At 63.3% G+C, this 25,803-nt stretch carries 30 protein-coding genes, 1 tRNA gene and 1 pseudogene; 10 read left to right on the forward strand and 22 right to left on the reverse strand.

The genetic code is table 11. From position 1 onward, the window contains the following. Positions 1 to 86: 86 nt before the first annotated feature. Positions 87 to 728: a carbonic anhydrase gene (locus J2Y63_RS29155; protein WP_435268983.1), complete on the forward strand. Its 642-nt coding sequence runs from the start codon at positions 87 to 89 to the stop codon at positions 726 to 728. A 56-nt stretch (positions 729 to 784) separates the two neighbouring features. On the opposite strand, the gene J2Y63_RS29160 is transcribed toward J2Y63_RS29155, so the two are convergent. Beyond that, positions 785 to 1,606 (reverse strand): lytic murein transglycosylase, encoded by an 822-nt coding sequence (locus tag J2Y63_RS29160; RefSeq protein ID WP_256120483.1) that lies wholly within the window; start codon positions 1,604 to 1,606, stop codon positions 785 to 787. A 236-nt stretch (positions 1,607 to 1,842) separates the two neighbouring features. After that, on the reverse strand, positions 1,843 to 2,877 hold the full coding sequence (locus J2Y63_RS29165) for an aspartate-semialdehyde dehydrogenase (protein WP_435269002.1): 1,035 nt from the start codon (positions 2,875 to 2,877) through the stop codon (positions 1,843 to 1,845). Between the two features lie 492 nt (positions 2,878 to 3,369). Here J2Y63_RS29165 and J2Y63_RS29170 point away from each other — a divergent pair, with 492 nt between their 5' ends. After that, entirely contained in the window at positions 3,370 to 5,259 is a 1,890-nt protein-coding gene (locus tag J2Y63_RS29170) for an MFS transporter (RefSeq protein WP_435268984.1), read from the forward strand. Positions 5,260 to 5,317: 58 nt separating this feature from the next. On the opposite strand, the gene J2Y63_RS29175 is transcribed toward J2Y63_RS29170, so the two are convergent. The 5 genes from J2Y63_RS29175 to J2Y63_RS29195 all read right to left on the reverse strand — a co-directional run bounded on the left by J2Y63_RS29175 (position 5,318) and on the right by J2Y63_RS29195 (position 8,746). Continuing rightward, a complete protein-coding gene (locus J2Y63_RS29175) occupies positions 5,318 to 6,016 on the reverse strand; it encodes a phosphatase PAP2 family protein (RefSeq protein ID WP_435268985.1) in 699 nt (232 codons plus the stop codon). Between the two features lie 123 nt (positions 6,017 to 6,139). After that, positions 6,140 to 7,249, reverse strand: a complete 1,110-nt coding sequence (gene leuB / locus J2Y63_RS29180; RefSeq protein WP_256120486.1) for a 3-isopropylmalate dehydrogenase — start codon at positions 7,247 to 7,249, stop codon at positions 6,140 to 6,142. Positions 7,250 to 7,345: 96 nt separating this feature from the next. Further along, positions 7,346 to 7,726: a RidA family protein gene (locus J2Y63_RS29185; protein ID WP_435268986.1), complete on the reverse strand. Its 381-nt coding sequence runs from the start codon at positions 7,724 to 7,726 to the stop codon at positions 7,346 to 7,348. A 4-nt stretch (positions 7,727 to 7,730) separates the two neighbouring features. Then, entirely contained in the window at positions 7,731 to 8,336 is a 606-nt protein-coding gene (gene leuD / locus J2Y63_RS29190; RefSeq protein WP_256120488.1) for a 3-isopropylmalate dehydratase small subunit, read from the reverse strand. Between the two features lie 155 nt (positions 8,337 to 8,491). Further along, entirely contained in the window at positions 8,492 to 8,746 is a 255-nt protein-coding gene (locus J2Y63_RS29195) for a hypothetical protein (RefSeq protein WP_256120489.1), read from the reverse strand. Between the two features lie 108 nt (positions 8,747 to 8,854). Here J2Y63_RS29195 and J2Y63_RS29200 point away from each other — a divergent pair, with 108 nt between their 5' ends. Further along, a complete protein-coding gene (locus J2Y63_RS29200; RefSeq protein ID WP_435268987.1) occupies positions 8,855 to 9,766 on the forward strand; it encodes an HpcH/HpaI aldolase/citrate lyase family protein in 912 nt (303 codons plus the stop codon). Next, a complete protein-coding gene (locus tag J2Y63_RS29205) occupies positions 9,763 to 9,969 on the forward strand; it encodes a DUF1737 domain-containing protein (RefSeq protein WP_256120491.1) in 207 nt (68 codons plus the stop codon). Before J2Y63_RS29200 ends, J2Y63_RS29205 begins: the two co-directional genes overlap by 4 nt. 159 nt (positions 9,970 to 10,128) lie before the next feature. Here the strand turns inward: J2Y63_RS29205 and J2Y63_RS29210 are convergent, their stop codons facing one another. Continuing rightward, positions 10,129 to 10,563 (reverse strand): metallopeptidase family protein, encoded by a 435-nt coding sequence (locus J2Y63_RS29210; RefSeq protein WP_069061576.1) that lies wholly within the window; start codon positions 10,561 to 10,563, stop codon positions 10,129 to 10,131. A 349-nt stretch (positions 10,564 to 10,912) separates the two neighbouring features. On the opposite strand from J2Y63_RS29210, the gene J2Y63_RS29215 reads away from it, so the two are divergent. Next, positions 10,913 to 11,266 (forward strand): (2Fe-2S)-binding protein, encoded by a 354-nt coding sequence (locus J2Y63_RS29215; RefSeq protein WP_435268988.1) that lies wholly within the window; start codon positions 10,913 to 10,915, stop codon positions 11,264 to 11,266. Continuing rightward, positions 11,232 to 11,717, forward strand: coding sequence for a bacterioferritin (gene bfr / locus J2Y63_RS29220; RefSeq protein WP_256120492.1), 486 nt, complete (start codon positions 11,232 to 11,234; stop codon positions 11,715 to 11,717). Before J2Y63_RS29215 ends, bfr begins: the two co-directional genes overlap by 35 nt. Positions 11,718 to 11,776: 59 nt before the next feature. Here bfr and J2Y63_RS29225 read toward each other — a convergent pair whose 3' ends face one another. The 10 genes from J2Y63_RS29225 to obgE form a co-directional block, all read right to left on the reverse strand. Then, positions 11,777 to 12,304, reverse strand: a complete 528-nt coding sequence (locus J2Y63_RS29225) for an RNA pyrophosphohydrolase (RefSeq protein ID WP_435268989.1) — start codon at positions 12,302 to 12,304, stop codon at positions 11,777 to 11,779. Positions 12,305 to 12,313: 9 nt separating this feature from the next. After that, positions 12,314 to 13,516, reverse strand: a complete 1,203-nt coding sequence (locus J2Y63_RS29230) for a divergent polysaccharide deacetylase family protein (RefSeq protein WP_435268990.1) — start codon at positions 13,514 to 13,516, stop codon at positions 12,314 to 12,316. 73 nt (positions 13,517 to 13,589) lie between these two features. Beyond that, a complete protein-coding gene (locus J2Y63_RS29235; protein WP_256120495.1) occupies positions 13,590 to 14,912 on the reverse strand; it encodes a S41 family peptidase in 1,323 nt (440 codons plus the stop codon). Continuing rightward, the gene (locus tag J2Y63_RS29240) at positions 14,902 to 16,287 is read right to left on the reverse strand and encodes a murein hydrolase activator EnvC family protein (protein WP_435269003.1); all 1,386 of its coding nucleotides are present in this window, start codon (positions 16,285 to 16,287) and stop codon (positions 14,902 to 14,904) included. The genes J2Y63_RS29235 and J2Y63_RS29240 overlap by 11 nt, the downstream gene beginning before the upstream one ends. Positions 16,288 to 16,584: 297 nt before the next feature. Further along, complete coding sequence (rlmH, locus tag J2Y63_RS29245) at positions 16,585 to 17,067, reverse strand: 23S rRNA (pseudouridine(1915)-N(3))-methyltransferase RlmH (RefSeq protein WP_435268991.1); 483 nt, start codon at positions 17,065 to 17,067, stop codon at positions 16,585 to 16,587. 78 nt (positions 17,068 to 17,145) lie between these two features. Next, the gene (gene rsfS / locus J2Y63_RS29250) at positions 17,146 to 17,559 is read right to left on the reverse strand and encodes a ribosome silencing factor (protein WP_256120526.1); all 414 of its coding nucleotides are present in this window, start codon (positions 17,557 to 17,559) and stop codon (positions 17,146 to 17,148) included. Between the two features lie 211 nt (positions 17,560 to 17,770). Then, the gene (locus tag J2Y63_RS29255) at positions 17,771 to 18,370 is read right to left on the reverse strand and encodes a nicotinate-nucleotide adenylyltransferase (RefSeq protein WP_435269004.1); all 600 of its coding nucleotides are present in this window, start codon (positions 18,368 to 18,370) and stop codon (positions 17,771 to 17,773) included. A gap of 37 nt (positions 18,371 to 18,407) precedes the next feature. Continuing rightward, the gene (locus J2Y63_RS29260) at positions 18,408 to 19,688 is read right to left on the reverse strand and encodes a glutamate-5-semialdehyde dehydrogenase (protein WP_435268992.1); all 1,281 of its coding nucleotides are present in this window, start codon (positions 19,686 to 19,688) and stop codon (positions 18,408 to 18,410) included. Further along, positions 19,681 to 20,853, reverse strand: a complete 1,173-nt coding sequence (gene proB, locus J2Y63_RS29265) for a glutamate 5-kinase (protein WP_435268993.1) — start codon at positions 20,851 to 20,853, stop codon at positions 19,681 to 19,683. Before proB ends, J2Y63_RS29260 begins: the two co-directional genes overlap by 8 nt. A 1-nt stretch (position 20,854) precedes the next feature. Beyond that, complete coding sequence (gene obgE, locus J2Y63_RS29270) at positions 20,855 to 21,865, reverse strand: GTPase ObgE (protein WP_435268994.1); 1,011 nt, start codon at positions 21,863 to 21,865, stop codon at positions 20,855 to 20,857. A gap of 79 nt (positions 21,866 to 21,944) precedes the next feature. Between obgE and J2Y63_RS29275 the strand changes: the two genes are divergently transcribed. Beyond that, the gene (locus tag J2Y63_RS29275; RefSeq protein ID WP_435268995.1) at positions 21,945 to 22,805 is read left to right on the forward strand and encodes an endonuclease/exonuclease/phosphatase family protein; all 861 of its coding nucleotides are present in this window, start codon (positions 21,945 to 21,947) and stop codon (positions 22,803 to 22,805) included. 33 nt (positions 22,806 to 22,838) lie between these two features. Here the strand turns inward: J2Y63_RS29275 and J2Y63_RS29280 are convergent, their stop codons facing one another. The 4 genes from J2Y63_RS29280 to rplU all read right to left on the reverse strand — a co-directional run bounded on the left by J2Y63_RS29280 (position 22,839) and on the right by rplU (position 24,849). Continuing rightward, entirely contained in the window at positions 22,839 to 23,429 is a 591-nt protein-coding gene (locus J2Y63_RS29280; RefSeq protein WP_435268996.1) for a GNAT family N-acetyltransferase, read from the reverse strand. Continuing rightward, on the reverse strand, positions 23,426 to 24,058 hold the full coding sequence (locus J2Y63_RS29285; RefSeq protein ID WP_256120503.1) for a GNAT family N-acetyltransferase: 633 nt from the start codon (positions 24,056 to 24,058) through the stop codon (positions 23,426 to 23,428). The genes J2Y63_RS29280 and J2Y63_RS29285 overlap by 4 nt, the downstream gene beginning before the upstream one ends. A 124-nt stretch (positions 24,059 to 24,182) precedes the next feature. Next, the gene (gene rpmA, locus J2Y63_RS29290; RefSeq protein ID WP_134648437.1) at positions 24,183 to 24,452 is read right to left on the reverse strand and encodes a 50S ribosomal protein L27; all 270 of its coding nucleotides are present in this window, start codon (positions 24,450 to 24,452) and stop codon (positions 24,183 to 24,185) included. A 25-nt stretch (positions 24,453 to 24,477) separates the two neighbouring features. After that, a complete protein-coding gene (rplU, locus tag J2Y63_RS29295; protein ID WP_435268997.1) occupies positions 24,478 to 24,849 on the reverse strand; it encodes a 50S ribosomal protein L21 in 372 nt (123 codons plus the stop codon). A 331-nt stretch (positions 24,850 to 25,180) separates the two neighbouring features. On the opposite strand from rplU, the gene J2Y63_RS29300 reads away from it, so the two are divergent. From J2Y63_RS29300 to J2Y63_RS29310, 3 genes and pseudogenes are all read left to right on the forward strand, one after another. Beyond that, positions 25,181 to 25,270: transfer RNA gene (locus J2Y63_RS29300), tRNA-Ser, on the forward strand. A gap of 78 nt (positions 25,271 to 25,348) precedes the next feature. Continuing rightward, positions 25,349 to 25,510, forward strand: a pseudogene (locus J2Y63_RS29305) (DUF6538 domain-containing protein); the annotation flags it as partial. Between the two features lie 36 nt (positions 25,511 to 25,546). Then, a partial coding sequence (locus J2Y63_RS29310; RefSeq protein ID WP_435269005.1) for a hypothetical protein occupies positions 25,547 to 25,803 on the forward strand: 257 nt, incomplete at its 3' end.

Here is a 25,803-nt window from a genome sequence, read left to right on the forward strand (position 1 = left end):
CTTGCGCCATCCCGTGCGGAGTGGTTTATGCACATCCGGATGGGGCCTCATCCGGCAGATCGTTTGCACGGGGGTATTTTGACACCATGAACAGCTTTCCCGACCGTCTTCTGAATGGCTACCGCAATTTCATGTCCGGCCGTTATGCCGAACAGTCGGCGCGCTACCGGGCGCTGGCCGAGACCGGCCAGAAGCCGAAGACGCTGGTGATTGCCTGTTGTGACTCCCGGGCAGCACCCGAGACGATCTTCGACAGCGGACCGGGCGAACTCTTCGTGATTCGCAACGTCGCCAACCTCGTGCCGCCCTATGAGCCGGACGGGCAGTACCACTCGACGTCGGCGGCGCTTGAATTTGCGGTGCAGTCGCTGAAGGTCAGCGATATCGTGGTGATGGGCCATGGCCGCTGCGGCGGCATTTCGGCAGCGCTCGCGCTCGATGCCGAGCCGCTCTCGCCCGGCGACTTCATCGGCAAGTGGATGGGCATGCTGAGGCCCGTCGCCGAACAGATCCAGGGTGCCGAACTCCTGACGCAGGCGGAACGCCAGCGTGCGCTCGAGCGCGTCTCGATCCGCAACTCGCTCGCCAATCTCAGAACCTTCCCCTGCGTGCGCATCCTGGAAGAAAAGGGCCGCATCCAGCTGCACGGCTCATGGTTCGACATTTCGACCGGCGAGCTCTGGATCATGGACGCCAAGACCGGCGATTTCGTGCGCCCGGGCACGTAAAGAAAAACCCGGCGCGAAGCTCGCACCGGGTTTCCTGCATTCGATCTTGTCCCGACTTATTCGCCGTCGATTTCCGCGCCGATGATGGCGATCGCGCGCTGGTAGACGCTGGCCGCGTTCCAGCCCTGCAGGGCGCCGAAATTGCCCTGGCCCGGCTGGTAGCCGCCGCCGGCGCTCCAGCCGTGGCCGCGCAGGAAGTTCGCGGTGGAGGCGAGTGCGTCGGCCTTCGAGCCGACAAGGTCGATGCGGCCGTTGCCGTCGCCGTCGACGGCGTATTTCAGCACGTTTGCCGGCAGGAACTGCGTCTGGCCGATTTCGCCATGCGCGGCACCCCGTGCGGACGTCGAGAGAATGCCCTTCTGGACAAGCTGCATCGTGGCGTTGAGCTGATTGGTGAAATATTCCGAACGGCGGCAATCATAGGCGAGTGTCGCCACGGCCGAGATCGTGTGTTCCTTGCCGAGGAAGCCGCCGAAGCCGGTTTCCATGCCCCAGATGGCCAAGAGCGGGCCGGCCGGCACGCCGTAACGGCCCTCGATGCGCTCGAACAGTGCTGCGTTCTGCTTCTTCAGGCCCTTGCCGCGGCGGATGATCGCCTGGCCGCCACGCTTCTGCATGAACTGTTCGAGGGAGAGTTTGAAACTCTTCTGGCCGCGGTCGGCGCGGATCGTCGCGCGGGCATAGCTGACATTGGCGAATGCCTTGTCCAGCGTCGCGCGGTTGATGCCGCGGCCGGCGGCCTCGTCCTTGTATGCCTCTACCCAGGCCGGAAAACCGCCTGCATCGTTGCCGCACTTGGCAGCTTCAGCCGCCGCCGGCACTGCTGCCGTGGCGATCATTGCGGCCAGCACCTTGGCCACGCTCCGTGTCATGCCCATGAAAAACCCCGTGATCTAAATCAAATTCCGCTGCGGGAGCATGCCATGCCCCGCCGTTCCTGTCATCGCACCTTGCCGTGAAGCCGTTCCGGCCTGTCCGCCGGCATGGTTCAAAGCAAAGTCCCGATCGTTCTCAAACGGAACAACCGGGACTTTTATTTAAAATTGGTTACCGGAACGTTGCCACATTTGCCAGAAACGCGGAAACACTCCAATTTTACCGTCCGCTCCCGTGATCAGGCAGCCTGCTTCTTCGCCTTGATCAGGCCGCGGGCGACGAGCAGTTCCGCGATCTGGATGGCGTTGAGCGCGGCACCCTTGCGCAGGTTATCGGAGACGACCCAGATGTTGAGGCCGTTTTCGACGGTCGCGTCCTCGCGGATGCGCGAGATGTAGGTGGCGTCTTCACCGGCCGATTCGTATGGCGTGATGTAGCCGCCGTTCTCGTGCTTGTCGATGACCTGGCAACCCGGCGCCTCGCGCAGGATCTCGCGGGCCTCGTCCGCCGTGATCTCGTTTTCGAACTCGATGTTGACCGATTCGGAGTGGCCGATGAAGACGGGCACGCGCACGGCCGTGCAGGTCACCTTGATCTTCGGGTCGAGGATCTTCTTGGTCTCGGCCAGAACCTTCCACTCTTCCTTCGTGTAGCCGTCTTCCATGAACGAATCGATGTGCGGAATGACGTTGAAGGCGATGCGCTTGGTGAACTTCTTCGATTCGACCGGATCGGCGACGAAGACGGCGCGGGTCTGCTGGAAGAGCTCGTCCATGCCTTCCTTGCCGGCGCCGGAGACGGACTGGTAGGTCGAGACGACGACGCGCTTGATCGTGGCGCGGTCATGCAGCGGCTTCAGCGCGACGACGAGCTGGGCGGTCGAGCAATTGGGGTTGGCGATGATGTTCTTGCGGGTGAACATCGTGATGGCGTCAGGGTTCACTTCCGGAACGACCAGCGGAACGTCGGCGTCGTAGCGCCAGGCCGAGGAATTGTCGATGACGACGCAGCCCTTGGCGCCGATCTTCGGCGAATACTTCTGGGAAACCGTGCCGCCGGCCGACATCAGGCAAATGTCCGTGTCGGAGAAGTCGTAGTTTTCCAGGTTCTGGACCTTCAGCGTCTTGTCGCCGAAGGAGACTTCGGTGCCCAGCGAACGGCTGGAAGCGAGGGCGACGACTTCGTCGGCCGGGAAGCCGCGCTCGGCCAGGATGTTCAGCATTTCACGGCCGACATTGCCGGTCGCGCCGGCGATTGCGATCTTGAAACCCATACTCATGCTCTCTTTCTCTGTCTCTCCGCGGGTTCTGGAGGGAAACCCGCCGGCCTCGACGCGGGTTTCGGTCCCCGGCCATACCGGGGAGAGAGCGGTGGGCCAGAGACGTCAGACGGTTTTCGTCGTCGTTTTGGCCGTTGTTTTGGAAATGGATGCGCAATGGCGAACCCGTCCGGCGTTGAAGGCCGGATCGATCATGCTGGCGATGGTGAGACCAAGGCGGGACATGGCGGTTCCTTTGCGTGGGTGCTGAATACGCTCATCTCACGAAGAGTCAAGCCTTGCGCGTGCGCAAAGCGGCGCTTCGGCGAAGACGTTTCATCTTCGACCAAAGTCGTACACCCAAAGTCATAAGCCCAAAGCAGCGCTGCTGTCACAGTTCTTTTTCTGCCATCCTTCCAATCAGGCGCACCCTGTCCTGGGTTTTAAGGGAGAAACTCCGGACGATCATGGGCTGCCCGATACGCCGTTTTTGTGGAGGACAATGAAATGGCAAATGTTTCGACAGTGGGCGCGGCCAAATCGACGCCCATGACCGGCGAGCAGAAGAAGGTGATCTTCGCCTCTTCGCTCGGCACTGTTTTCGAGTGGTATGATTTCTATCTTTACGGTTCCTTGGCGATCTATATCGGCGCCACCTTCTTCAGCCAGTATCCGGAAACGACGCGCAACATCTTCGCACTTCTGGCCTTTGCTGCGGGCTTCCTCGTGCGTCCGTTCGGCGCGCTGGTGTTCGGCCGCCTCGGCGACCTCGTCGGCCGCAAATATACCTTCCTCGTCACCATCCTGATCATGGGCTTCTCGACCTTCGTGGTCGGCCTTTTGCCCGGTGCTGCCACCATCGGCATCGCTGCTCCGATCATCCTCATCATCCTGCGCATGCTCCAGGGCCTGGCGCTCGGTGGTGAATATGGCGGTGCCGCGACCTACGTCGCCGAACACGCCCCGGACGGCAAGCGCGGTTACTTCACCTCGTGGATCCAGACAACGGCGACGCTCGGCCTGTTCCTGTCACTGGTGGTCATCCTGCTGGTGCAGTTCATTCTCGGCAAGGAAGCCTTCGCCGAATGGGGCTGGCGCATTCCGTTCCTGCTTTCGGCCATCCTGCTCGGCGTTTCCGTCTGGATTCGTCTGAAGATGAACGAATCGCCGGCCTTCGCGAAGATGAAAGAAGAGGGCAAGGGCTCCAAGGCACCGCTGACGGAAGCCTTCGGCCAGTGGCGCAACGCCAAGATCGCGCTGCTGGCGCTGTTCGGCGCCGTCGTCGGCCAGGCCGTCGTCTGGTATTCCGGCCAGTTCTACGCGCTGTTCTTCCTGACCGGCGTGCTGAAGGTGGACGGCCAGTCGGCCAATATCATGGTCGCCTGCTCGCTGCTCATCGGCACCGGCTTCTTCGTGCTGTTCGGCTGGCTGTCGGACAAGATCGGCCGCAAGCCGATCATCATGGCCGGCTTGCTGCTCGCCATGCTCACCTACTTCCCGCTGTTCAAGGCCATGACCTGGGCCGGCAACCCGGCGCTCGCTCAGGCGCAGGAATCGATCCGCGCGACGGTCACCGCCGCCCCGGGCGATTGCAAGTTCCAGTTCAACCCGACGGGCACGGCGAAGTTCACCACCTCGTGCGATATCGCGACGTCGTTCCTGACCCGCAACTCGGTGCCCTATGACGTCGTCACCACGGCGGCTGCCGGTACGGCTGCGACCGTCCAGATCGGCGACAAGACGATCAACAGCTACGACGCCATCGCTTCGGCCGACCAGGCCAAGGCGCTCGACGCTGCCTTCCAGAAGGAAACCAACCTTGCCCTGCAGGCAGGCGGTTACCCGCTGGTGCGCGGTGCGATCAAGGTGCCGGACTCCAAGCTCGACGCCTTCGTCACGGCCAACCCGGAACTCGCGCTCGATGCTGCCGCCATCCGCGCCGGCGAGAAGGCGACGACGCCCGCTGCCGACCTCGTCACCGCCAAGCTGCTGACGGCCGAAGAAGCCGCCGGCGTCACCGAGATGGCGGTCTACACGGTCGACAAGGGCGGTGCCTTCACCATGGTCGCCGATCCGGCAAATGTGAACTGGATCATGACCATCGCTGTGCTGACGGTCCTCGTGATTTACGTCACGATGGTCTACGGCCCGATCGCCGCCCTGCTGGTCGAACTCTTCCCGACCCGCATCCGCTACACCGGCATGTCGCTGCCCTACCATATCGGTAACGGCTGGTTCGGCGGTCTGCTTCCGGCAACGGCCTTCGCGATGAGCGCCGCCCAGGGCGATATCTACTACGGCCTCTGGTATCCCATCGTGTTCGCCGGCATCACGCTGGTCATCGGTCTCCTGTTCCTGCCGGAAACCAAGGACCGCGACATCCACGCCATGGATTGATCTCCCCCTTCCGATTGTTCATGGCGGACCCGGCTCGTGGCAACACGGGCCGGGTTCTTTATTGGGGCTTGGGTGGCAGCAGCGCCTTCGGCAACGGCCAGCCGTGCTCGTTGAAGCGGAAGAGCCATTCCCTGCGGGCGAAGACGAAAGCGGTGGCGACGGCGGTCCAGAGGCCGAGCAGCAGGCCGGCGGCGACGTCGCTCGGATAATGCGCGCCGACGATGACGCGGGAGATGCCGATCATCAGCGCGCCGACGAGGAACAGCGGCCGCAGCCGCGGCGCCAGCATGGAAAAGGCGCCGAAAAACGAGCCGACGGCGGCGGAATGGCCGGACGGGAAGCTCGCATAGAGATTGTCATAGGCGAAGGGCGTCAGGCTGTAGGCTCCGAGTTCGGAGAAGAGTTCCGGCCGCGCCCGCCCGACGATCAGCTTGAAGAGATGCACCAGTGCGCTCGTCGCGCCGATCGTCACGAGGAAATAGAGCGACAGCCGCCGCGCCGTGCGGGCGCGACCCGCCAGCGTCTCGTTGCGGCTGACCCGGTGCACGATATAGGCGAGGATGACAACCAGGCCGGAGCCGTAGATCATCCAGCTGAACGTGCCGAAATCGGTGATGCGCTCGTTGAAGGTGACGATGCCGCCCGGAAGGCCTTGGGCGCGCTCGGAGAGCGTGGGATCGAAGGGCACGAGGGCCACGACGAGGAGCACGGTGGTGGCGAGGATCCAGAGCGAGGAGGTCGCAAACGATCGGTTCATGGTCATCCTTTGAAAACAGCGTCGCTTCCATGTGTTGGCGGCAGCCGGCATTTCAAGGGAGCGCAAACGAAAAAGGCTCCCTGAGCGCCTGCGCCGGGAGCCTTTTCAGCGAAGATATCCGTCTCAGGCCGAGAGCTTCTTGAACGCTTCGAGGATGGCGTCGCCCATTTCGGTCGTGCCGACCTGGCGGCTGCCTTCCGACATGATGTCGCCGGTGCGCACGCCGCTGTCGAGCACGTCGGCGATCGCCTTTTCGAGGTTGTCGGCTTCCGCGACCATGTTGAAGGAGTAGCGCAGGCACATGGCAAACGAGGCGATCATGGCGATCGGGTTGGCGATGCCTTTGCCGGCAATGTCCGGTGCCGAGCCGTGCACGGGCTCGTAGAGCGCCTTGCGCTGGCCCTTCGCGTCCGGCGCGCCGAGCGAGGCGGACGGCAGCATGCCGAGCGAGCCGGTGAGCATGGCGGCGACGTCGGAGAGCATGTCGCCGAACAGGTTGTCGGTGACGATGACGTCGAACTGCTTGGGAGCGCGCACAAGCTGCATGCCGCCGGCATCGGCCAGCATGTGCTCCAGCTGCACGTCGGAATAGGCGCGCTTGTGCGTCTCGGTCACGACCTGGTTCCACAGCACGCCGGACTTCATGACGTTGCGCTTTTCCATCGAGCAGACGCGGTTGCCGCGCGTGCGGGCGAGTTCGAAGGCGACGCCGGCGATGCGCTCGATCTCGTAGGTGTCGTAGACCTGCGTGTCGATGCCGCGCTTCTGGCCGTTGCCGAGATCGATGATCTCCTTCGGCTCGCCGAAATAGACGCCGCCGGTGAGTTCGCGCACGATCAGGATATCGAGGCCCTCGACGAGCTCGGCCTTCAGCGAGGAGGCATTGGCGAGCGCCGGGTAGCAGATGGCCGGGCGCAGGTTTGCAAACAGCTTCAGGTCCTTGCGCAGGCGCAGCAGGCCGGCTTCCGGGCGGACTTCATAAGGAACGTCATCCCACTTCGGGCCGCCGACGGCGCCGAACAGCACGGCATCCGCTGCAAGCGCCTTCTCCATGTCGCCTTCCGAGATCGCCGCGCCGTGGGCGTCATAGGCCGAGCCGCCGACGAGGCCTTCGTCGGTCTCAAAACCGGCGCCGAGTTCGGCATTCATATAGGCGATGATCTTGCGGACTTCCGCCATGGCTTCCGGGCCGATGCCGTCGCCGGGCAGGAGAAGGAGGGTACGCGCTGTCATGGCATTTTCCTTGATGTCATGGAATGGTCGCGCGCTTCTTAGCGCAACTTCCGTTCAAGGAAAATCGCCGGGACGAAAGATTTTTGCGCGAGCGTTTCAGTTTTGCTTGAGCGCCGTGACTTCGATTTCGATCAGCATTTCCGGCCGGATGAGCGCGCAGACGACCATCGTGGCGGCGGGGCGGATCCGGCCGAAGGTCTCGCCGAGGATCGGAAAGACCCGGTCGGCAAAGGCGGCGTCGGTCACGTAATAGTGGCAGCGCACGATGTCTGCGAAGGAGAAGCCGGCCTCCTCCAGAACCTCGCCGATGGTGGCGAGGCAGCGGCGCGTCTGCTCTTCGACGCTCTCGGGCATGGTCATGGTGGTGTAGTCGTAGCCGGTCGTGCCGGAAACGAAGCACCAGTCACCCTGGACGACGGCGCGCGAATAGCCGGCCTTTACCTCGAACGGCGAGCCGGACGAAATCAGCCGGCGCATCGGCTCAGGCCCAGGGCCGCGAGGAGGCGGTCTGCTTTTCGTAGCTGTCGATCGACGTCGCCTTTTCCAGCGTCAGGCCGATGTCGTCGAGGCCGTTCAGCAGGCAGTGGCGGCGGAAGGCATCGATGTCGAAGGTGATGCGGCCGCCGTCGGGGCCGGTGATTTCCTGGGCTTCCAGGTCGACGGTCAGGATGGCGTTCGAGCCGCGGCTCGCGTCGTCCATCAGCTTGTCGAGGTCGTCCTGGCTGACGACGATCGGCAGGATGCCGTTCTTGAAACAGTTGTTGTAGAAGATGTCCGCGAAGCTCGTCGAGATGACGCAGCGGATGCCGAAGTCGAGCAGCGCCCACGGCGCGTGTTCGCGCGAGGAGCCGCAGCCGAAATTGTCGCCGGCAACCAGGATCGTGGCGTTCTGGTAGGCGGGCTTGTTCAGCACGAAGTCTTCGTTGACGCTGCCGTCTTCATGAAAGCGCGCTTCGGCGAAGAGGCCCTTGCCGAGGCCGGTGCGCTTGATGGTCTTCAGGTAGTCCTTGGGAATGATCATGTCCGTGTCGATATTGACAACGGGAAGCGGCGCGGCGACGCCGGTCAGCTTGACGAACTTTTCCATGGCAAGGACCCTCGGAATACGGTGATGTCGGTTTCGCCAAGCGTTTAGATCAGTTTTCCCGGAATTTGAAGGAGAATCTTCCGAACAGCCGGGCGACCAGACGCAAAAGCCGGGCGCAGTCTGCGCCCGGTGCCTCCTGAAGGAGGGGATGCGGCCTAGAGATCGATGATCGTGCCGCGGCCGTCGTTCCAGATGCGCGGTTCGCGCTGGCCGGGGGCGGCGCGATCGTTGCGCGCGCGGGCCGTTGCCCGAACCGGACGGGGCTGGAGCTTGCCTGCGAGCATGCTGCCGAGCATCAGCACGGCGACGATGCCGGCGATGGCAAGGCCGAGCGAGGCGGCGAACAGGAAAGTCGCGCCGGCGATCAGCATGGTGAGGACGGTGAAGACGATGGAGCGTATGCGCTGCATGGGATTTTGCCCTTTCTGTAGAGATGAATGTGGGGGCCGATTTTGTCCATTGCAAGGCCGAAACCGGTAGTGCTTGCCGGCTGCGACAAAGCGCGGCAAAAAGGACGGATGAACAGGACACCGCACCACCATCCGCTCGCTCTCCGCCGCTCGGTGCTGAGCGTTCCCGCCATCAACACCCGCGCGCTCGCCAAGTCCGCGACGCTCGACTGCGACACGATCATCTTCGACCTCGAGGATTCCGTGCTGCCGGAGAAGAAGGCGGAGGCGCGGGCCGCCCTCGTCGCCCATTTCCAGGGCCTCGACCGGTCGGGCGCTCACGAATATGTCATCCGCATCAACCCGCTCGACGGACCGGACGGCGCGCTCGACCTCGAAGCGGTGCTGGACTGCATGCCGGACGCGGTGCTGCTGTCGAAGGTCTCGACGCCGCAGGACGTGCTCACCGTCGCCGACTGGTTGTCGGAGGCGGGTGCCGACGAGGGGCCGCGGCTCTGGGCGATGGTCGAGACGGCCGCCGGTCTGCTCAATCTTGCCGAAATCGCCGAGACGGGCCGCACCCATGGCGGCCGGCTCGACTGCTTCGTTGTCGGCCTCAACGACCTGCGCAAGGAAACCGGCATCGCCGATATTCCCGGCCGCCCCTTCCTCGTGCCGCTGCTGCTTCAGGTGGTCGTGGCGGCGCGCGCCTCGGGGCTCGATGTCATCGATGCGGTCTTCAACGATTTTTCCGATACGGACGGCCTCGAAGCGGAAGCCCGGCAGGGCCGCCAGATGGGCTTCGACGGCAAGATGCTGATCCACCCGACCCAGATCGCCATCGCCAACGAGGCTTTTGGTGTCACCGAGGCTGAGGCCGCCGAGGCGCTTGCCATCGTCGCGGCCTTCGACGCGCCGGAAAATGCCGGCAAAGCCGTCGTCGAGCTTGCCGGCCGCATGGTCGAGAAACTCCATGCCGAACAGGCCGGGCGCGTGCTCGCCAAGGCTGACCTGATCAACGAGAGAAAGAAGAAAGCATGAAAGTCTACCGCTTCCTGACCGGCCCCGACGATGCCGCGTTCTGCCACAAGGTGACGCTGGCGCTGAACAAGGGCTGGGACCTGCACGGCTCGCCGACCTATGCCTACAATGCCGAAACAAAGCTGATGCAGTGCGGCCAGGCGGTGGTGAAGGACGTGCCGGGCAAGGAATATACGCCGGATATCAAGCTTTCGGAGCAGTAAGCGCGAAACAAAACACGGCGCCGCCACTCCCCCACCTCTCCTCCGTCATGGTCGGGCTTGACCCGACCATCCATGGCCAGGGTGCCGTGTGGATCCTCGGGTCAAGCCCGAGGATGACGTCGTGGGTGGGGTGCCGTCGGTCGATAAACGTCGTCCGGCTCAGCCCGCCGCGATCTCGGCGCTGGCCTCGATGCGTTCCATGTCGTCGTCCGACAGGCCGAAATGGTGGCCGATCTCGTGGATGAGGACGTGGGTGATGATGTCGCCCAGCGTTTCCTCGTTCTCCGCCCAGTAATCGAGGATCGGGCGGCGGTAGAGGGTGATGCGGTTGGGCATTTCGCCGGTCTCGACGGTGAAGCGTTCGCTGATGCCGCGGCCCTCGAACAGGCCGAGCAGGTCGAAGGGTGTTTCGAGCGCCATGTCCTCGAAGACGTCGTCGCTCGGGAATTCGGCGATCTCGATGATGAGATTGCCGGTCAGCGCGCGGAACTCTTCCGGCAGATGGCCATAGGCTTCGAGCGCCAGCGATTCGAACGCGCTGATCGTCGGGGCGTGGCGCGTCCGCCAATCATCGGTCTGGTCTATGCGGGCCATGGGCTCTCCTTTGCCCGTCATATAGACGATTTCCAGCGTTTTTCGAGGGTCGAATTTGCATGCCCCGCCTGCATCCTATGCGTAAATGGGGCGGTTCGCGCGACGATTCGACGTTTGGGCCGGCAGGGGACGGAATCGGAGGGTTTAAGGAAAATCCGCGCCGAAAGCGACTTTTGCAATAAAATGTGATCGGTCAGTTTGCCGCACCGTTCGAAGTCTTTTTGACATGTCACCGAACTGTAACCCTCTGAAAAGACGATATTTATAATCAAGTTTAGAATGACTCTAAATTCATGAGTCAGTAAGGCTGACCTGTTCATTCTTGACAACAAAGGTCGCCTTTTGCTTAATGGCGGAAACTCAGTGCTTTGCGTATGACAGGCAAGACGAAATGCTGGTTTGCAGCTGCAACTTCATAACCGATAGTGAAATTGTCGATGTGATCAACGAGCTCCTCGACGAGGACTGTTGGCAGCTCATCGTGCCCGCAAAAGTCTATCACGCGATGCAGAAGCGGGGCCGCTGTTGCGGCTGTTTCCCCAACGTCGTCGACATCATCATCCGCACAACCGAGCAGTACCACGCCGGCCGCCACTCGACGGACGACGAGATATTTGATTTCATGATCCGCCTCAAACAATTCCATGAAGAAAACAGGAGAGCGGACCTTGAAAGGCGACAAAAAAGTCATCGAGCAGCTTAACGAAGCGCTCTATCTCGAGCTGGGTGCTGTCAACCAGTACTGGCTCCACTACCGCCTTCTGGAGGACTGGGGTTACACGCTTCTCGCCAAGAAGGAGCGTGCCGAGTCGATCGAAGAGATGCAGCATGCCGACAAGCTCGTCGCCCGCATCATCTTCCTCGAAGGCCACCCCAACCTCCAGACCGTCGCACCGCTTCGCATTGGCCAGAACGTCAAGGAAGTGCTGGAAGCCGACCTCGCCGGCGAATATGACGCCCGCAAGGCCTACAAGAAGTCGCGCGACATCTGTCATGACGCCGGTGACTACGTCACCATGAAGCTCTTCGAAGAGCTGCTGATCGACGAGGAAGGCCATATCGACTTCCTCGAAACCCAGATCGACCTTCTGAAGAAGCTCGGCGAGGAAAAATACGGCCAGCTCAACGCCGCACCGGCAAACGAAGCCGAATAAGGGCGCATCCGCGCCATCCGGAATGGAAAATCCCCGGCTTCGCCGGGGATTTTTGTTTGTCAGGGCGCCAGGTGCGTGAATGCGGCGACGACCTCTTCGTAGACCTTGCGCTTGAAGGGCACGATGAGCCCCGGCAGGTCCTGCATCGCCTTCCATTCCCAGGCGTCGAATTCCGGCTCGTGGCCGCCTGGCGGCGGGTTGATGGCGATCTCGCTTTCGTCGCCCTCGAAGCGGAAGGCGTACCAGCGCTGCGTCTGGCCGCGATATTTGCCCTTGAGGCCGATGCCGATGAGCTGGGCCGGCAGGTCGTAGTTGATCCAGCGCCCGGCATCGGCGAGGAGCGAGACGCTCTTCATGCCGGTTTCCTCGTAGAGCTCGCGGTGGGCGGCGGCCAGCGGGTCCTCGTCCTTGTCGATGCCGCCCTGCGGCATCTGCCAGAGCTGCGGCGAACCGTCATATTCGGAATTGCCGACGGGAATCCGCCGGCCGGCCCAGACCTTGTTGTCCGCGTTCAGCACCATGATGCCGACACAGGGGCGGTAGGGCAGGTCCTCGGCCCGAACCACCTTGTCCTTATCCTTGCCCATCGAAAATTCCTATTTTTTGGCGGGAACGGCTGCAAGCGACGCGACGCCGACGATCTCGATGCCGCGGCCCTGCGCTTCCTCGCACCATTCGCGGATCGCGTCCACACTTTCGTCGAAGGCCGAGGCCATGCCGATCGCCGTGCCGTTGCGCCGCGCGATGCGCTCCAGCTCGTCGAGTTTCTTCAGCACCGCATCACGCGAAAGGTCGGCATCGAGCTGGAGGTCGGCAAAGGCATGCGGCGCCTCGACGGCACCGGCGATGGTGCCTGACAGCGACTGCGCAGAGCTGCCGTCGTCGAGGAAGAGCAGGCCGCGGCTGGAGACGTCGCGGATCACCGGCTCCAGCGCATCGGCGTCGGAAAGGAAGCGGCCGCCCATGAAATTGACGATGCCGGTATAGTTGGTGATCTGCGCCATGGCGCGGTGCAGTTCGGCAAGGTTTTCGGTTTCGCCGAGCTCGGTGCGCAGCGTGTAGAGGCCGGGGTCGTTCTGCGGATAGTCGAAGGGTTCCAGCGGCATTTGCAGCAGGATTTCGTGGCCGTTGCGGCGCGCCTCCTGCATCCAGCGCGGCAGGCTGTTGCCGCTCGCGGCAAAGGCCAGCGTCACTTCGCCGGGCAGTTCGCGGATCGCGCGCTGCGTGCCCGTCTGGCTGAGGCCGAGCCCGCCGACGACGATGGCGATGCGTGTGCCGCGTGCGCCGGACCAGGGCCGGGCGTACTGGTCCATCGGCCGCGTGCCGTCGAGGCCGATGATCGGGATCTTGCCGTCGGAGGTTTCTTCCAGCAGGTCTTCGTTCGGGAAGGCGGCGGAGCGCGCATCCTGGCCGATGCGGTTGGCCTCGATGATGAGTGGCCCGGTGCCGTCGCGCGCGCCCGGCGTGTATTTGCGCACGACATTGCCGTCGTCGGTCAGCGTCTCTTCGACGCGCACGCCGGAAAGGCCGGTCGTCCGGCGCACGCCGTCCTTCGCCTCGGCGGTCTTCTGGTCGGGTTTGGCATCGGTCGTCGTGTCTGAGGAGGTTTCTTCCGCGGGCACGGTGAGCGGCGCGGTGCGCAGGCCCGTCGGCGCCAAAGCGGTCCAGCCGGAAAAACCGAGCATGCCGGCGATCGCCATGGCAAACACGACATTACCGGCGGAGAACCGCGACGGTCCTGCCGGTCCTGGCCTTGCCTTGCGGTCCTGGCCGAGAGGTGCGTGAATGTCTGTGCCCAAGGTCAGTCCGTGCTGGCCGGAAGGTGCAAGAAGAAATCCTGGCCCGTGCGGTGACGGGCCAGGAGCAAGCGGCTTACTTCTTCAGCTCTGCCTTTTCCGGATTGGCCGGGAAGGCCTTGTCCGTCTTCTGGCCGCGCAGCAGTTCCAGCGCATACTGAAGCTGGAGGTCGTCCTTGGCTTCCGGCGGCACATAGGCCGAAGAGCCGGAGCCTTCCTGCGTTTCGCTCTGGCCCTGGATGTGGCCGCGCAGGCTGGATTCACCGGCGGCTTCCAGCTTGCCCTGCAACTCGGCCGGCAGCGGCTGTTCGACCGTGATGTCCGGCGTGATGCCGGTGCCCTGGATCGATTTGCCGGATGGCGTGTAGTAGAGCGCCGTCGTCAGGCGCAGTGCGCCGGCGTCGCCCATCGGGATGATGGTCTGGACGGAGCCCTTGCCGAAGGACCGCGTGCCGAGCACGGTGGCGCGGCGCAGGTCCTGCAGCGCGCCGGCGACGATTTCCGACGCCGACGCCGAACCGCCATTGACCATGACGATGACCGGCTTGCCGTCGGTGATGTCGCCCGGCGTCGCGTTGAAGCGGCGGGTTTCGTCCTCGTTGCGGCCGCGGGTCGAAACGACCTCGCCGCGCTCCAGGAAGGCGTCGGAGACGTTGATCGCCTGGTCGAGAAGGCCGCCCGGATTGAGGCGCAGATCGAGCACGTAGCCCTTCAGCTTGTCGGCCGGGACCTCTTCCTTGATCTTGGTGATCGCGGCTTCGAGGTCGTCATAGGTCTTTTCCGTGAACGAGATGACGCGGAGATAACCGACATCGTTCTCGACGCGGGACTTGACCGCGCGCACCGCGATGATGTCGCGCATTATGGTGAGTTCGATCGGCTTGTCGGCGCCCTTGCGGATCAGCGTCAGCTTGATCGGCGTGTTGACGGCGCCGCGCATCTTCTCGACCGCTTCTTCAAGCTTCAGGCCGCGCACGTCCGCGCCGTCGATCTTGGCAATGAAGTCGCCGGCGAGAACGCCCGCGCGGGCGGCCGGCGTATCGTCGATCGGGGTGATGACCTTGACGAGCTCGTCCTCCATCGTGACCTCGATGCCGAGACCGCCGAATTCGCCGCGCGTCTGCGTGCGCATGTCGTCGGCGTCCTTGGCATTCATGTAGGACGAATGCGGGTCGAGCGAGGTGAGCATGCCATTGATGGCATTCTCGATCAGCTGGTCTTCCTTCGGCGGCGTCACATATTGCGCGCGCACGCGTTCGAAGACGTCTCCGAAGATGGAGAGCTCACGATAAGTTGACGAGCCGGCAGCTTCGGCAGGCAATGTCGCCGTGTTGATGACGCTCATGGCGGTCGCACCCATCAGTGCACCGACGATCACAAGTGAAGCCCTACGTATCATTGCGTGCCTTTCCAGAATTTTTTGCGGACCACCACGGCCGGGAATCAACCGGTTTTCCGTTCTTTCGGAATTCAATGTAAAGTGTCGGCTTGTCTGTTTCCAGCGTCAAAGCGTTGACACTCGCGACCCTTTTTTCACCCATCACGGCAAGTGGTTCTCCCGCCACGACGAATTGACCCTCTCGCACGCTCACCCGGTCCATGCCGGAGAGCACAAGATGGTAGCCCTCCCCCGCATTCAGGATGATCATGCGCCCGTAACTGCGGAACGTGCCGGCAAAGACGATCCAGCCATCCGAAGGGGCGGTGACCAGCGCGCCGGGATTTGCGGCGAGCGTCAGCCCCTGCGAATCATGGCCGGTGCCGTCTGCTTCGCCAAATTGGCGCAGAACGTCGCCGGCCACGGGAAAGTCCAGTTTTGCCTGCAGTTCGGAGAATTCATATGCCGGAGCAATGCGGTTTTTGTCGGGCACCGAGTCGCGCGCGAGCGCCCTCGCCCGCTCCCGTTCGGCGTCCGTCTGGTTGCGCCGTTCCTCTTCCTTGGTGCGCGCCAGGGCGGCCGCGTCGCGCACGGAGCCGATGTCGCGCTCCAGGCTGCCGATCAGGCCTTCCAGGCTGGTGGCGCGGGCCGCAAGCTCCTCGGCGCGCCGGCGTTCCGCGGCCAATGTGCGGCTGTTCGCGGCCGTCAGCGCCTCGTTCTGGGCGACCAGCAGTTCGGAGCGTTTTTCCTCCTCGACGCGTAGCAGCATGGCCTGGGCAAGCTCGGTGCGCTCGCGGTCGATGTCCGTCTTGACGTCCATCAATTCTTTGAGATCGGCGACGAGTTCCTCGGTCTCCTTGCGGATGCCGGGCACGACGGCGCCCAGAAGGATGGCGCTGCGCACGGAGGAGAGCGCATCCTCGGGCTTGACGAGCAGCGCCGGCGGCGGGTTGCGGCCCATGCGCTGGAGGGCGGCGAGAACTTCCGCCAGCAGGCCGCGCCGCTCGTGCAGCGAGGCGCGCACGCCCGCTTCGCGCTCGCGCATGCCTTCCAGCCGCTTTTCGCCGGTAAGAATCTTGTTTTCCATGTCCTTGCGCATCGCGGCGGACTTGACGATGGCATCGCGCAGGCTCTGGCGGGATTTTTCGAGCGTGGCGATCTCGGCTTCCAGCTCCTTCGTCTTCTCGCTCGAAACCGTGATCGACTGGGACAGCGTTTCGAGCTCCCGGCGCGTGCTGTCACGACGCAGGGCAAGAGCGGCGGCTGGATCGGGCTCGACCTTCGGCAGGGAGCCGGTCTTCTCCAGCGCGACATTTCCCTCGACGGGCTCGGCGGCAATGGGGTGGGAAACAAGGGCCAGCGACAGGACGGCCGAAAGCAGGGCCGGTCGCAGCAGGCGACTGACCCCCTCACCCGGATTGACTGTGCCGGCTTTCTTCATCGTCTCCCGAACGTCCGTTCCCCCAACGCTCTATGCTGATTTGGAGGTTTCGCCAAGAAATCCCGCTGCCGGAAAACACTTGGCCAACAAACCACGCCAAAAATACGGCCTCTGCCACCCTGCGCGCTCAGCCTTGCGTGACGATTGCGCGTAGAGCAATTCCAGCAAAAGTGTGCAGCGGTTTTGCGTCCGGAATTGCGTAAAAACAAAGAAAGAGAGCGTTTTCGCGATTCGAAGAAGTGCGGAAATGCTCTAACTGCGGTGATAGGGGTGGCCGGAGAGGATGGTGACGGTGCGGTAGAGCTGCTCGGCGAGCATGATGCGCACGAGCTGGTGCGGCCAGGTGAGCTTGCCGAGGCAGAGCGTGGCGTCAGCACGGTTGTAGAGCGCGGGGTCCAGTCCGTCGGCGCCGCCGATCGCGATCATCAGATCGCGTTTTCCGCCGTCACGGAAATTGCCGATCAGGTCGGCAAAGGCTGGCGAATCGAGCGATTTGCCGCGCTCGTCGAGCAGGATCAGCACGGCGCCGTCGGGCAGCGCCTTTTCCAGCAGGACCGCTTCTTCGCGCTTGCGCGTCTCGGCATTGCCGGCGCGGCTTTCGCCGACTTCGACAAACTTGCCGAGCTCCAGGCCGATGGCGGGGCCGGCCTTGGCGAAACGGTCCAGATAGCGGGCCGCAAGATCCTTCTCAGGGCCGGCCTTCAGCCGTCCAACCGCGAAAAGTCCAACCCGCATCGCCCAAACCCTGTCCGTTCGTGAGTGCGCTCAAGCCGCGCACCCGCTTTTCCCCACCGGACAGGCGTCCGGCGTCTGTTAATGGACGGTGCCGTCCTCGATCTCGGGAGTCGCCCACATCCGTTCGATGGCGTAGAACTCCCGGACTTCAGGCCGGAACACGTGGATGATGATATCGCCTGCGTCGATCAGCACCCAGTCGCCAGCCTCCAGGCCTTCGACGCGGGCATTGCCCAGGCCTTCGTCCTTGAGATCGGATATGAGGTGATCGGCAATCGCCATGACGTGACGGTTCGAGCGTCCGGACACGACCACCATGTAGTCGCCCAGTGCTGATTTTCCGGCAATGTCGATGGTAACGATATCTTCTGCCTTGGAGTCCTCGAGGCTTGCGAGGACCAGTTGAAGCGCGCGGTCGGCGGCATCGTCGCCACGTCCCGGGCCTTTCGAGAAGACGCTGCGGGCGCTTCCCTTTGCGTGCACTGTTGTCAGGTTCGTTCCTTTCTGGGTAACAGGACAGCACGTCTCGTACCGGCATTACCTTACCGGTACAGTGTAAATGTAGGCATCAATGCATGCCAGTTTCAAGACGTCACTTCTGAGGGATGGTTTTCTCTAGAGCATTTACAGCCGAAACGGCATCGTTTCGGCGTCGGACAATGCGGCAAAAACAAAACCTAGAGCATTTCCGGTGAACCTATGTTCACCGGAAATGCTCTAGGGCCGCGCGGTCGCGCAAGGCGGTGGAACTCAACGCCGAACGCGGCCCGTGGATGAAGGTCCAGGCCGGTGCCCGGCGGCCCGGAAGGCTCATCGCATCCTCCTCGTCGACGCGCGCATAGTCGAAGGTTTTCGCCATGCGCGAGGAGAGGTAGGAGAGCGTCGAGCCGGGGCGGTCGATGACGGCGATCGGGAAGGTGCAGGCGATCTTCTGCCAGTTCTGCCAGCGGTGGAAGGTGCCGAGATTGTCGGCGCCCATGATCCAGACGAAATGGACGCCGCGGTTCAGCGCCTGCACGCGCTCCAGGGTCTTTGCCGTATAACTCTGGCCGAGGCGCTTTTCGAAGGCGGTCACCTTCACCCGCGGGCTGGGGGCGATCGCCTCGCTGAGCTTGATGCGCTCGGCAAGCGGCGCCAATTGCCGATGGTCCTTCAGGGGGTTGCCGGGCGTCACCATCCACCAGAGCTGGTCGAGGCCGAGGCGGCGCAGCGCCGTTTCGGCGACAAGTGCATGGCCCTGGTGCGGCGGGTTGAATGAGCCGCCGAACAGGCCGACCGCCATGCCCTTTTCGACATGCGGCATTTTCAGGTAGCGGTCTGCAATGGCGTCCGGCGTCACTTCAGGGCCGCACCTGTCCGGTGCCGCGCACCCGGTATTTGAAGGAGGTGAGCTGCTCGACGCCGACGGGGCCGCGCGCATGCATCTTTCCCGTCGCGATGCCGATCTCGCCGCCCATGCCGAACTCGCCGCCATCGGCGAATTGCGTGGAGGCGTTGTGCAGCAGGATCGCCGAGTCGATTTCCGTGAAGAAGCGTTCGACGACGGCCGGGTCCTCGGCGATGACGGCTTCGGTATGGGCGGAGGACCAGCGGTTGATATGCTCGATCGCGCCGGAAATGCCGTCGACGAGAGTGACCGAGATGATGGCGTCGAGATATTCCGTCGACCAGTCCGTCTCGGTCGCGGCGACGAGATCGGGAATGCGGGCGCGAATTTCCTCCGTCGCGCGCACCTCGCAGCCGGCGGCGCGCAGGCCCTCCACCAGCGGCGCCAGATGCGTGTCCGCAACCGCGCGGTCGACCAGCAGCGTTTCCGCCGCGCCGCAGATACCGGTGCGGCGCATCTTGGCGTTGACGACGATCCTTTTGGCCATCTCCAGATCGGCGGACTTGTCGACATAGATGTGGCAGAGGCCTTCGAGATGGGCGAATACCGGCACACGCGCCTCGCCCTGCACGCGGGCGACGAGGCTTTTGCCGCCGCGCGGCACGATGACGTCGATGGCGCCATTGAGGCCGGACAGCATGGCGCCGACGGCAGCGCGGTCCGTCACCGGCACATACTGGATCGCGTGTTCCGGCAGGCCGGCGGCCTTGAGGCCCGCAACGAGGCAGGAATGGATCGCCTGCGATGAATTCACGCTGTCCGATCCGCCGCGCAGGATCACGGCATTGCCGGCCTTCAGGCAAAGCGCGCCGGCATCGGCCGTGACGTTTGGCCGGCTTTCATAAATGACGCCGATGACGCCGAGCGGCGTGCGCACGCGCTCGATATGCAGGCCGTTCGGGCGGTTCCATTCGGCGATCACGTCGCCGACCGGGTCCTTCAGGTCCGCGATATCGCGGATCGCGGCGGCGATGCCCTCGATGCGCTCCGCCGTCAGCGTCAGCCGGTCGATGAAGGAGGCGGCGACGCCGCTTTCCTTCGCATTGGCGAGGTCGATTTCATTGGCGGCGAGAATGGCGTCGCGGCCCGCGAAGATCTGTGCCGCCATCGCTTCGAGCGCGCGGTTCTTCTGCTCGGCGGTGGCAATGGCCAGCGGTCGGGCGGCGGCACGGGCGTTGCGGCCGATCTCGGCCATCAGGCTGTCGATGTCGGTTTTTTTGGCCTGGTCAAGCATGGCTCACATCCCTTCCCGCCTCGGCAAGCGGCGCTGCCGAACGGCCGGTCACCACGAGGTCGTCCCGGTGCACCATGGCCGCACGGCCGGCATAACCGAGAATGGCGGCAATCTCCGCCGATTTTTTCCCCACGATCAGGCGCGCTTCATCGGCATCATAGCCGGCAAGCCCCCTGGCGATCTCGCGCCCGTTCGCGCCGTAGATCGAGACGGTGTCGCCGCGCGAAAACGAGCCCCAGACGCCGCGCACGCCGGCCGGCAGCAGGCTTTTGCCCGAAGCGAGCGCCGTTTCCGCGCCGGCATCGATTTCGAGCCGTCCCGCCGGCTGCAACTGCCCGGCAATCCAGGTTTTGCGTGCGGTGACGGGCGAACCGGAAGGCGCGAACCACGAGGAACGAGCGCCCTCCTCGACCGCGCGCAACGGATGATCGACCTTGCCCGACGCAATGATCATGGCGCAGCCCGCACCCGTCGCGATTTTCCCTGCGTCGATTTTCGTCCGCATGCCGCCGCGCGACAATTCCGAGGCGGCACCACCGGCCATCGCCTCGATCTCCGGCGTGATCGCGTCGATCGTTTCGAGGAAGCGCGCGTTGGGATCGAGATGCGGCGGGGCCGTATAGAGCCCGTCGATATCGGAGAGCAGCACCAGCAGGTCGGCGCCCGTCATGGTGGCGACGCGGGCGGCGAGGCGATCGTTGTCGCCGTAGCGGATTTCGGTCGTCGCGACCGTGTCGTTTTCGTTGATGATCGGCACGGCGCCGAGCTTCAGGAGCTGGTTGATCGTCGCGCGCGCGTTGAGATACCGCCGCCGCTCTTCCGTATCGCCGAGCGTCAGCAGGATCTGGCCGGCGACGATGTCGTCCGTGGAAAGGCTTTCCGACCAGGCGCGCGCCAGAGCGATCTGGCCGACCGCCGCGGCCGCCTGGCTTTCCTCCAGTTTCAGGGCGCCCGAGGGCACTTTCAGCACGGAACGGCCGAGCGCAATGGCGCCGGAGGAGACGACGAGCACCTCGGTGCCGCCGGCTCTCAATGCGGCGATGTCCTTGCACATGGCATCAAGCCACGCCTTTTTAAGGCCGCTCGCCCGGTCGACGAGCAGGGCCGAGCCGATCTTGATCACAATCCGGCGGTATTTTCCGAGCGGTTTGCGGTGTCTCGTCATCTCAGTCGTCGGATCCGGAATTCTTCGCTTCAACGATGATGTCGCGCAGCGCCCGGAGCGTGCTCGTCATGCCGACGCCGGCAACGGCAGAAATCTGGTACGGCTTCTGGCCGCTCGCCTTCTGAAGCGCCTTGGTCTTCTTCTTCAACTCGTCCTCGTCGAGCAGGTCGATCTGCGACAGTGCCACGATCACCGGCTTGTCGGTGATGCCGCCACCATAGGCTTCCAGCTCGTGTTTCACCGTCTTATAGGCCTTGGCGACGTCCTCCTCCTGCGCGGAGACGAGGTGCAGCAGCACGCGCGTGCGCTCGACATGGCCGAGGAAACGGTCGCCGAGCCCGATGCCGTCATGGGCACCCTCGATGAGGCCCGGAATGTCGGCGAGGATGAATTCGCCGCCGTCGATCGTCGCGACGCCGAGGTTGGGGTGCAGCGTCGTGAAGGGATAGTTTGCGATCTTCGGCCGGGCGCGCGTGCAGGTGGCGAGGAAGGTCGATTTTCCCGCATTCGGCAGGCCGACGAGGCCGGCATCGGCGATCAGCTTCAGCCGCAGCCAGATGGTCTTTTCGTCACCCTCCAGGCCCGGATTGGCCCAGTTCGGCGCCTGGTTGGTGGAGGACTTGAAATGCGTGTTGCCGAAGCCGCCATTGCCGCCGGCCGCCAGCTTGAAGCGCTGGCCCTCGGTGACCATGTCGATGATCAGCGTCTCGTTGTCTTCCTCGAAGATCTGCGTGCCGACGGGCACCTTCAGCGTCACGCTGTCGCCATTGGCGCCCGTGCGGTTGCGGCCCATGCCGTGCGTGCCGGTCGCAGCCTTGAAGTGCTGCTGGAAGCGGAAGTCGATCAGCGTGTTGAGGCCGTTGACGGCCTCCACCCACACGTCACCACCGCGTCCGCCGTCGCCGCCGTCCGGCCCGCCGAACTCAATGAATTTTTCGCGACGGAACGAGACAGCCCCTGCCCCGCCGTCACCGGACCGGATATAGACTTTTGCTTCGTCCAGGAATTTCATCGGCTCGCCGTTCGCTTTTCTCGTCTTCTAATAGTGCCGTCTTCGATATAGCCGCTTGCCTGAGAGGTCAAAGACTATCGTGAAATTCGTCAGCTACAACGTCCAGTATGGCATCGGTCTCGATGATCGGTTCGACCTGCCGCGCATCGTGTCCAGCATTCACGGTGCCGATATCATCGCGCTCCAGGAAGTGACCCGCAATTTTCACCGCAACGGCCATGTCGACATGGTCGCGGAATTGCAGACGCTGCTCGCCACGCATTATTCCGTCTTCGGTGCGGCCTGCGATCTCGACGCCGGCTCGGCGATCGAGCAGGGCCGCGCGGTCAACCGCCGCTTCCAGTTCGGCAACATGATCTTTTCGCGCTGGCCGATCCTCTCGACCCGCACGATCCTGCTTCCGCGCACGCGAACGCTCGACAAGCTGAACCTGCAGCGCGGCGCCACCGAAGCGGTGATCGCGACGCCGAAGGGCACCATCCGCGTCTATTCCACGCATCTCGACCATGTCCACCGCGACGAGCGCATCGCGCAGATTCGCACTCTCAAGGATCGCGTCCAGCTTTACGGCTTTGAAGGCGGCGCGATTTCCGGTGCGCACGAATTCGGCCTGGCCGAACCGCCGGTGCCGGAGGATTACGTGCTGATGGGCGACTTCAACATGGTGCCGGAATCGCCGGAATATGACGAAATGGCGGGCAGCGTCGACGCGCTCTACGGCCGTCAGATCCGCGCCACCCATCCGGTCGATGCGCTGGCCGGCCTCGGCAAGCGACACGCCGCAAGCTACAGCTGGATCGATCCCAAGAACCATGCCGACCGCCTCTTCCTCGACTATTGTTTCCTCAGCCACGGCCTCGTCGAGCGGCTGACGGATGCCTGGGTCGACGAGACCGCCTTCGGCTCCGACCACCTGCCCGTCTGGTTCGAGCTGTCGTGAGAAACCGGGGCGGATCGCTCCGCCCCGATCTGTTTAGCGCCTGGGCGCTGCCGGGCGAAAATCGCCCGGCTCCAGCCGCGTTTCGATATGCGGAACCATGGCACCGCGGGCGACGCTGAACACGTCGCTGCATCCGGTGATGCGGAAGCCCGTCTTTTCCTGCACTCTCAGCGAGGCGAGGTTGTCGGCGAAGATGCCGGAGTGGATATCCGTGCCCGGCATGCGCATGAGGAACCGCGCCGTCGCCCCATGCACCGCCTCGCTCATATAGCCCCGCCCCCAGTAGAAGCGGTTCAGCCAGTAGCCGAGTTCCCATCCGTTGCCGCGCCGCTCGAAGGCGACACAGCCGATATGCACGTCGTCTCCCGCCGTGATGGCGAGCGCCCAGCCCTCGTAGAGATCGGTGGTGGCGATCGACAGCCATTCGCTCGCATCCTGCCGGTCATAAGGTGCCGGCACGCGGGCCAGCATGCGCGAGACCTGGAAGTCGCCGAGCGACTGCGCGATCGCATCCGCATCGGACATGCGGTGCGGGCGCAGCGCCAGGCGCGGGGTCGTGATGGTCGGGCAGGCACCGGGGCCGGTGCTGCGCTCGACATTCATCGGGGTCTGCATCGCGTTCATCGCATGCCTCCCCAGCTCTTCAGCGAGACCCAGGTCTTGCGGTCGAGCCTGTACCATTCGACGGGCACCATGCCGCCGACCGAGAGGCTCTGCACCATGCCGGTCGCCTGGAACTGGAAGCCGCACTTCTGGATGACCCGTCGCGAGGGGATGTTCATGACCCGGCACCGCGCGTCGATCTGCTCGACATCGCGGGTGCGGAAGACCATGTCGATCAGCGCATGCGCCGCCTCGGTGACATAACCCTGGTTCCAGTAGGGCTCGCCCAGCCAATAGCCGAGCTCGACAGTGCGTCCGTCCTCATGCGGCTCGATACCGCAGCAACCGAGGAAGGCGCCGTTGTCGGCTTTGGTAATGGCATAGACGCACTTGCCAATCGCGCCGGCGCGTGTGCGTCGCACGAAATCGGCGGCATCCGCCACCGTATAGGGGTGGGGCATGCGGGCGACCATGTTGGCGATATTGGCGTTGTTGGCGAGATGGGCAAGGGCGTCGATGTCGTCTTCGTGCGGGGCTCTCATGACGAGCCGCGGCGACAGTAAGATCGGGCAATCGGTCCTTGGCCGTTCAGGCCTCAGCCTTTCCTTGGGAGACCTTGATTGGTCGTCCCGCAACAATTCGGTCTGCATGGCTCAGTCCTCCAGAGCAAAAAGGGGAGATGGGTCTTGCCCCATCTCCCCTTTTTTCTTCAGGCCTGAACCTGTAGCGTCAGCCGGGTCAATGAGACGCCGGCTGTTTTAGAGCGCTACCGGCTTATTCCGCTGCTTCCGCTTTCGGGGCGACAGACACGTAAACGCGACCGTTGGCCTTCGTACGGAAATTCACATTGCCAGCCGTAAGTGCGAAGATCGTGTGATCCTTGCCGAGGCCGACATTGGCACCGGGATGCCACTGCGTGCCGCGCTGGCGGACGATAATGTTGCCTGCGAGGACGGCTTCGCCGCCAAACTTCTTCACGCCAAGGCGCTTGGACTCGGAATCGCGACCGTTGCGCGAGGAACCGCCAGCTTTCTTGTGTGCCATGGGAGTTCTCCTTTACCTGTCCGGATTATTCGGCTGCTGCTTCGGCTGCGGGTTCAGACTTCTTGGAAGCCTTCTTCGCTTTGCCGGCGGCTGCGATGTCGATGATGCGGACAGTCGTGTTGTGCTGACGATGACCACGCGAACGCTTCGAGTTCTGGCGACGACGCTTCTTGAAGGCGATGACCTTCTTGGCGCGGCCATGCTCGACGACTTCGGCCGTCACGATGGCGCCTTCGACGAAGGGCGCACCGATCGTGGCATCGGCGCCAACGCCGACCATCAGCACTTCGGTGAATTCGATCTTTGCACCAGCGCCGCCCGACAGCTTTTCAATCGTCAGAACGTCGTTGGCGGCCACGCGGTACTGCTTACCGCCGGTCTTGATGACTGCGAACATTTTATATCCTTTCATGTTCGTGCCGGCTCTTTGCCCTTTGAGGCAAGGCCGTCTTTTTATCAGTCGCTCGGAATGGCGATGCATTGGCGCACCGCCGGCTCATGCGGTTCCTTGCGGAGTACCAATAAGGCATGGCACAAAGAACCAGCGTCGCGGCACAAGTGAGACCTATGCCACTGCACCTTGCGCAATAGGTGAGGCGATGAAAACTGTCAAGGGAATTTCCGTCACCGTGACAAATAGATGAACATTCCTCGGGCGATCCCCCTTGCAAGCCCGTCCCACACCCGCTATGTACCGCCCCGCGTCGAAGGGCGCCGACCGACTATGCGGAGAGGTGGCAGAGTGGTCGAATGCACCGCACTCGAAATGCGGCATACCTGCAAGGGTATCGTGGGTTCAAATCCCACCCTCTCCGCCAAAATTCGCGCCATTGATTTCACGCGGTTTTCAAAAGCCCTGGATTGGGTCCGTACCCACCTATGTACCCGGGCTTTCCATGTATCACACACGCCACGGCAACGGCTTCAGATTTCAACGCCGAATCCCGCATGATCTCGTATTTATCCTTGGCACTTCTCCAATCCGTCTAAATCTCGGCAGGGTCTCCACTCGACAGGCTGCGACAATCTGCCGGCTCCTTGCCGCCCGTCTCGACCGGCTATTTGCTCATACCCTCAAGATGAGGGGTAAAACCATGAATGAAAATCAGGACCCGAGGGACGCGATCATCGCAGAACTCAAGGCCGTCATATCCAGTCTGATCGAGGATGCCAGGCAAGTTGCGGACGTCACTGACCAAGTGATGGCGGAGCAAGATCGCCTGCATGCTCTTGAACTCGAAAACCAGGAATACAAGGTAAGCGCTGTTTTCAGGCCACGGCTTTCAGTTCGTGCTTTGCGGCATAGGCCCAAGGCAGCAGGTCGTCGATCTGGCTATTTGGATGATTGTTG

Origin of the sequence: Shinella sp. BE166 (genome assembly GCF_051201095.1) — a bacterium.
GTDB classification, from domain to species: Bacteria; Pseudomonadota; Alphaproteobacteria; order Rhizobiales; family Rhizobiaceae; genus Shinella; species Shinella lacus.

Coding starts and splice junctions, on each gene's coding strand:
- leuB (WP_256120486.1), bottom strand. CDS start 7,249: ATGACAGCGCGTACCCTCCTTCTCCTGCCCGGCGACGGCATCGGCCCG.
- J2Y63_RS29185 (WP_435268986.1), bottom strand. CDS start 7,726: ATGCGCCGGCTGATTTCGTCCGGCTCGCCGTTCGAGGTAAAGGCCGGC.
- J2Y63_RS29225 (WP_435268989.1), bottom strand. CDS start 12,304: ATGGGCAAGGATAAGGACAAGGTGGTTCGGGCCGAGGACCTGCCCTAC.
- J2Y63_RS29205 (WP_256120491.1), top strand. CDS start 9,763: ATGAAAGTCTACCGCTTCCTGACCGGCCCCGACGATGCCGCGTTCTGC.
- J2Y63_RS29235 (WP_256120495.1), bottom strand. CDS start 14,912: ATGATACGTAGGGCTTCACTTGTGATCGTCGGTGCACTGATGGGTGCG.
- rpmA (WP_134648437.1), bottom strand. CDS start 24,452: ATGGCACACAAGAAAGCTGGCGGTTCCTCGCGCAACGGTCGCGATTCC.
- J2Y63_RS29210 (WP_069061576.1), bottom strand. CDS start 10,563: ATGGCCCGCATAGACCAGACCGATGATTGGCGGACGCGCCACGCCCCG.
- J2Y63_RS29155 (WP_435268983.1), top strand. CDS start 87: ATGAACAGCTTTCCCGACCGTCTTCTGAATGGCTACCGCAATTTCATG.
- J2Y63_RS29170 (WP_435268984.1), top strand. CDS start 3,370: ATGGCAAATGTTTCGACAGTGGGCGCGGCCAAATCGACGCCCATGACC.
- J2Y63_RS29160 (WP_256120483.1), bottom strand. CDS start 1,606: ATGGGCATGACACGGAGCGTGGCCAAGGTGCTGGCCGCAATGATCGCC.
- obgE (WP_435268994.1), bottom strand. CDS start 21,865: ATGAAATTCCTGGACGAAGCAAAAGTCTATATCCGGTCCGGTGACGGC.
- J2Y63_RS29200 (WP_435268987.1), top strand. CDS start 8,855: ATGAACAGGACACCGCACCACCATCCGCTCGCTCTCCGCCGCTCGGTG.
- J2Y63_RS29195 (WP_256120489.1), bottom strand. CDS start 8,746: ATGCAGCGCATACGCTCCATCGTCTTCACCGTCCTCACCATGCTGATC.
- leuD (WP_256120488.1), bottom strand. CDS start 8,336: ATGGAAAAGTTCGTCAAGCTGACCGGCGTCGCCGCGCCGCTTCCCGTT.
- J2Y63_RS29175 (WP_435268985.1), bottom strand. CDS start 6,016: ATGAACCGATCGTTTGCGACCTCCTCGCTCTGGATCCTCGCCACCACC.
- rplU (WP_435268997.1), bottom strand. CDS start 24,849: ATGTTCGCAGTCATCAAGACCGGCGGTAAGCAGTACCGCGTGGCCGCC.
- J2Y63_RS29255 (WP_435269004.1), bottom strand. CDS start 18,370: ATGCCGCATGTCGAAAAGGGCATGGCGGTCGGCCTGTTCGGCGGCTCA.
- J2Y63_RS29285 (WP_256120503.1), bottom strand. CDS start 24,058: ATGCAGACCGAATTGTTGCGGGACGACCAATCAAGGTCTCCCAAGGAA.
- J2Y63_RS29280 (WP_435268996.1), bottom strand. CDS start 23,429: ATGAACGCGATGCAGACCCCGATGAATGTCGAGCGCAGCACCGGCCCC.
- J2Y63_RS29215 (WP_435268988.1), top strand. CDS start 10,913: ATGGCGGAAACTCAGTGCTTTGCGTATGACAGGCAAGACGAAATGCTG.
- J2Y63_RS29165 (WP_435269002.1), bottom strand. CDS start 2,877: ATGGGTTTCAAGATCGCAATCGCCGGCGCGACCGGCAATGTCGGCCGT.
- rlmH (WP_435268991.1), bottom strand. CDS start 17,067: ATGCGGGTTGGACTTTTCGCGGTTGGACGGCTGAAGGCCGGCCCTGAG.
- J2Y63_RS29260 (WP_435268992.1), bottom strand. CDS start 19,688: ATGCTTGACCAGGCCAAAAAAACCGACATCGACAGCCTGATGGCCGAG.
- proB (WP_435268993.1), bottom strand. CDS start 20,853: ATGACGAGACACCGCAAACCGCTCGGAAAATACCGCCGGATTGTGATC.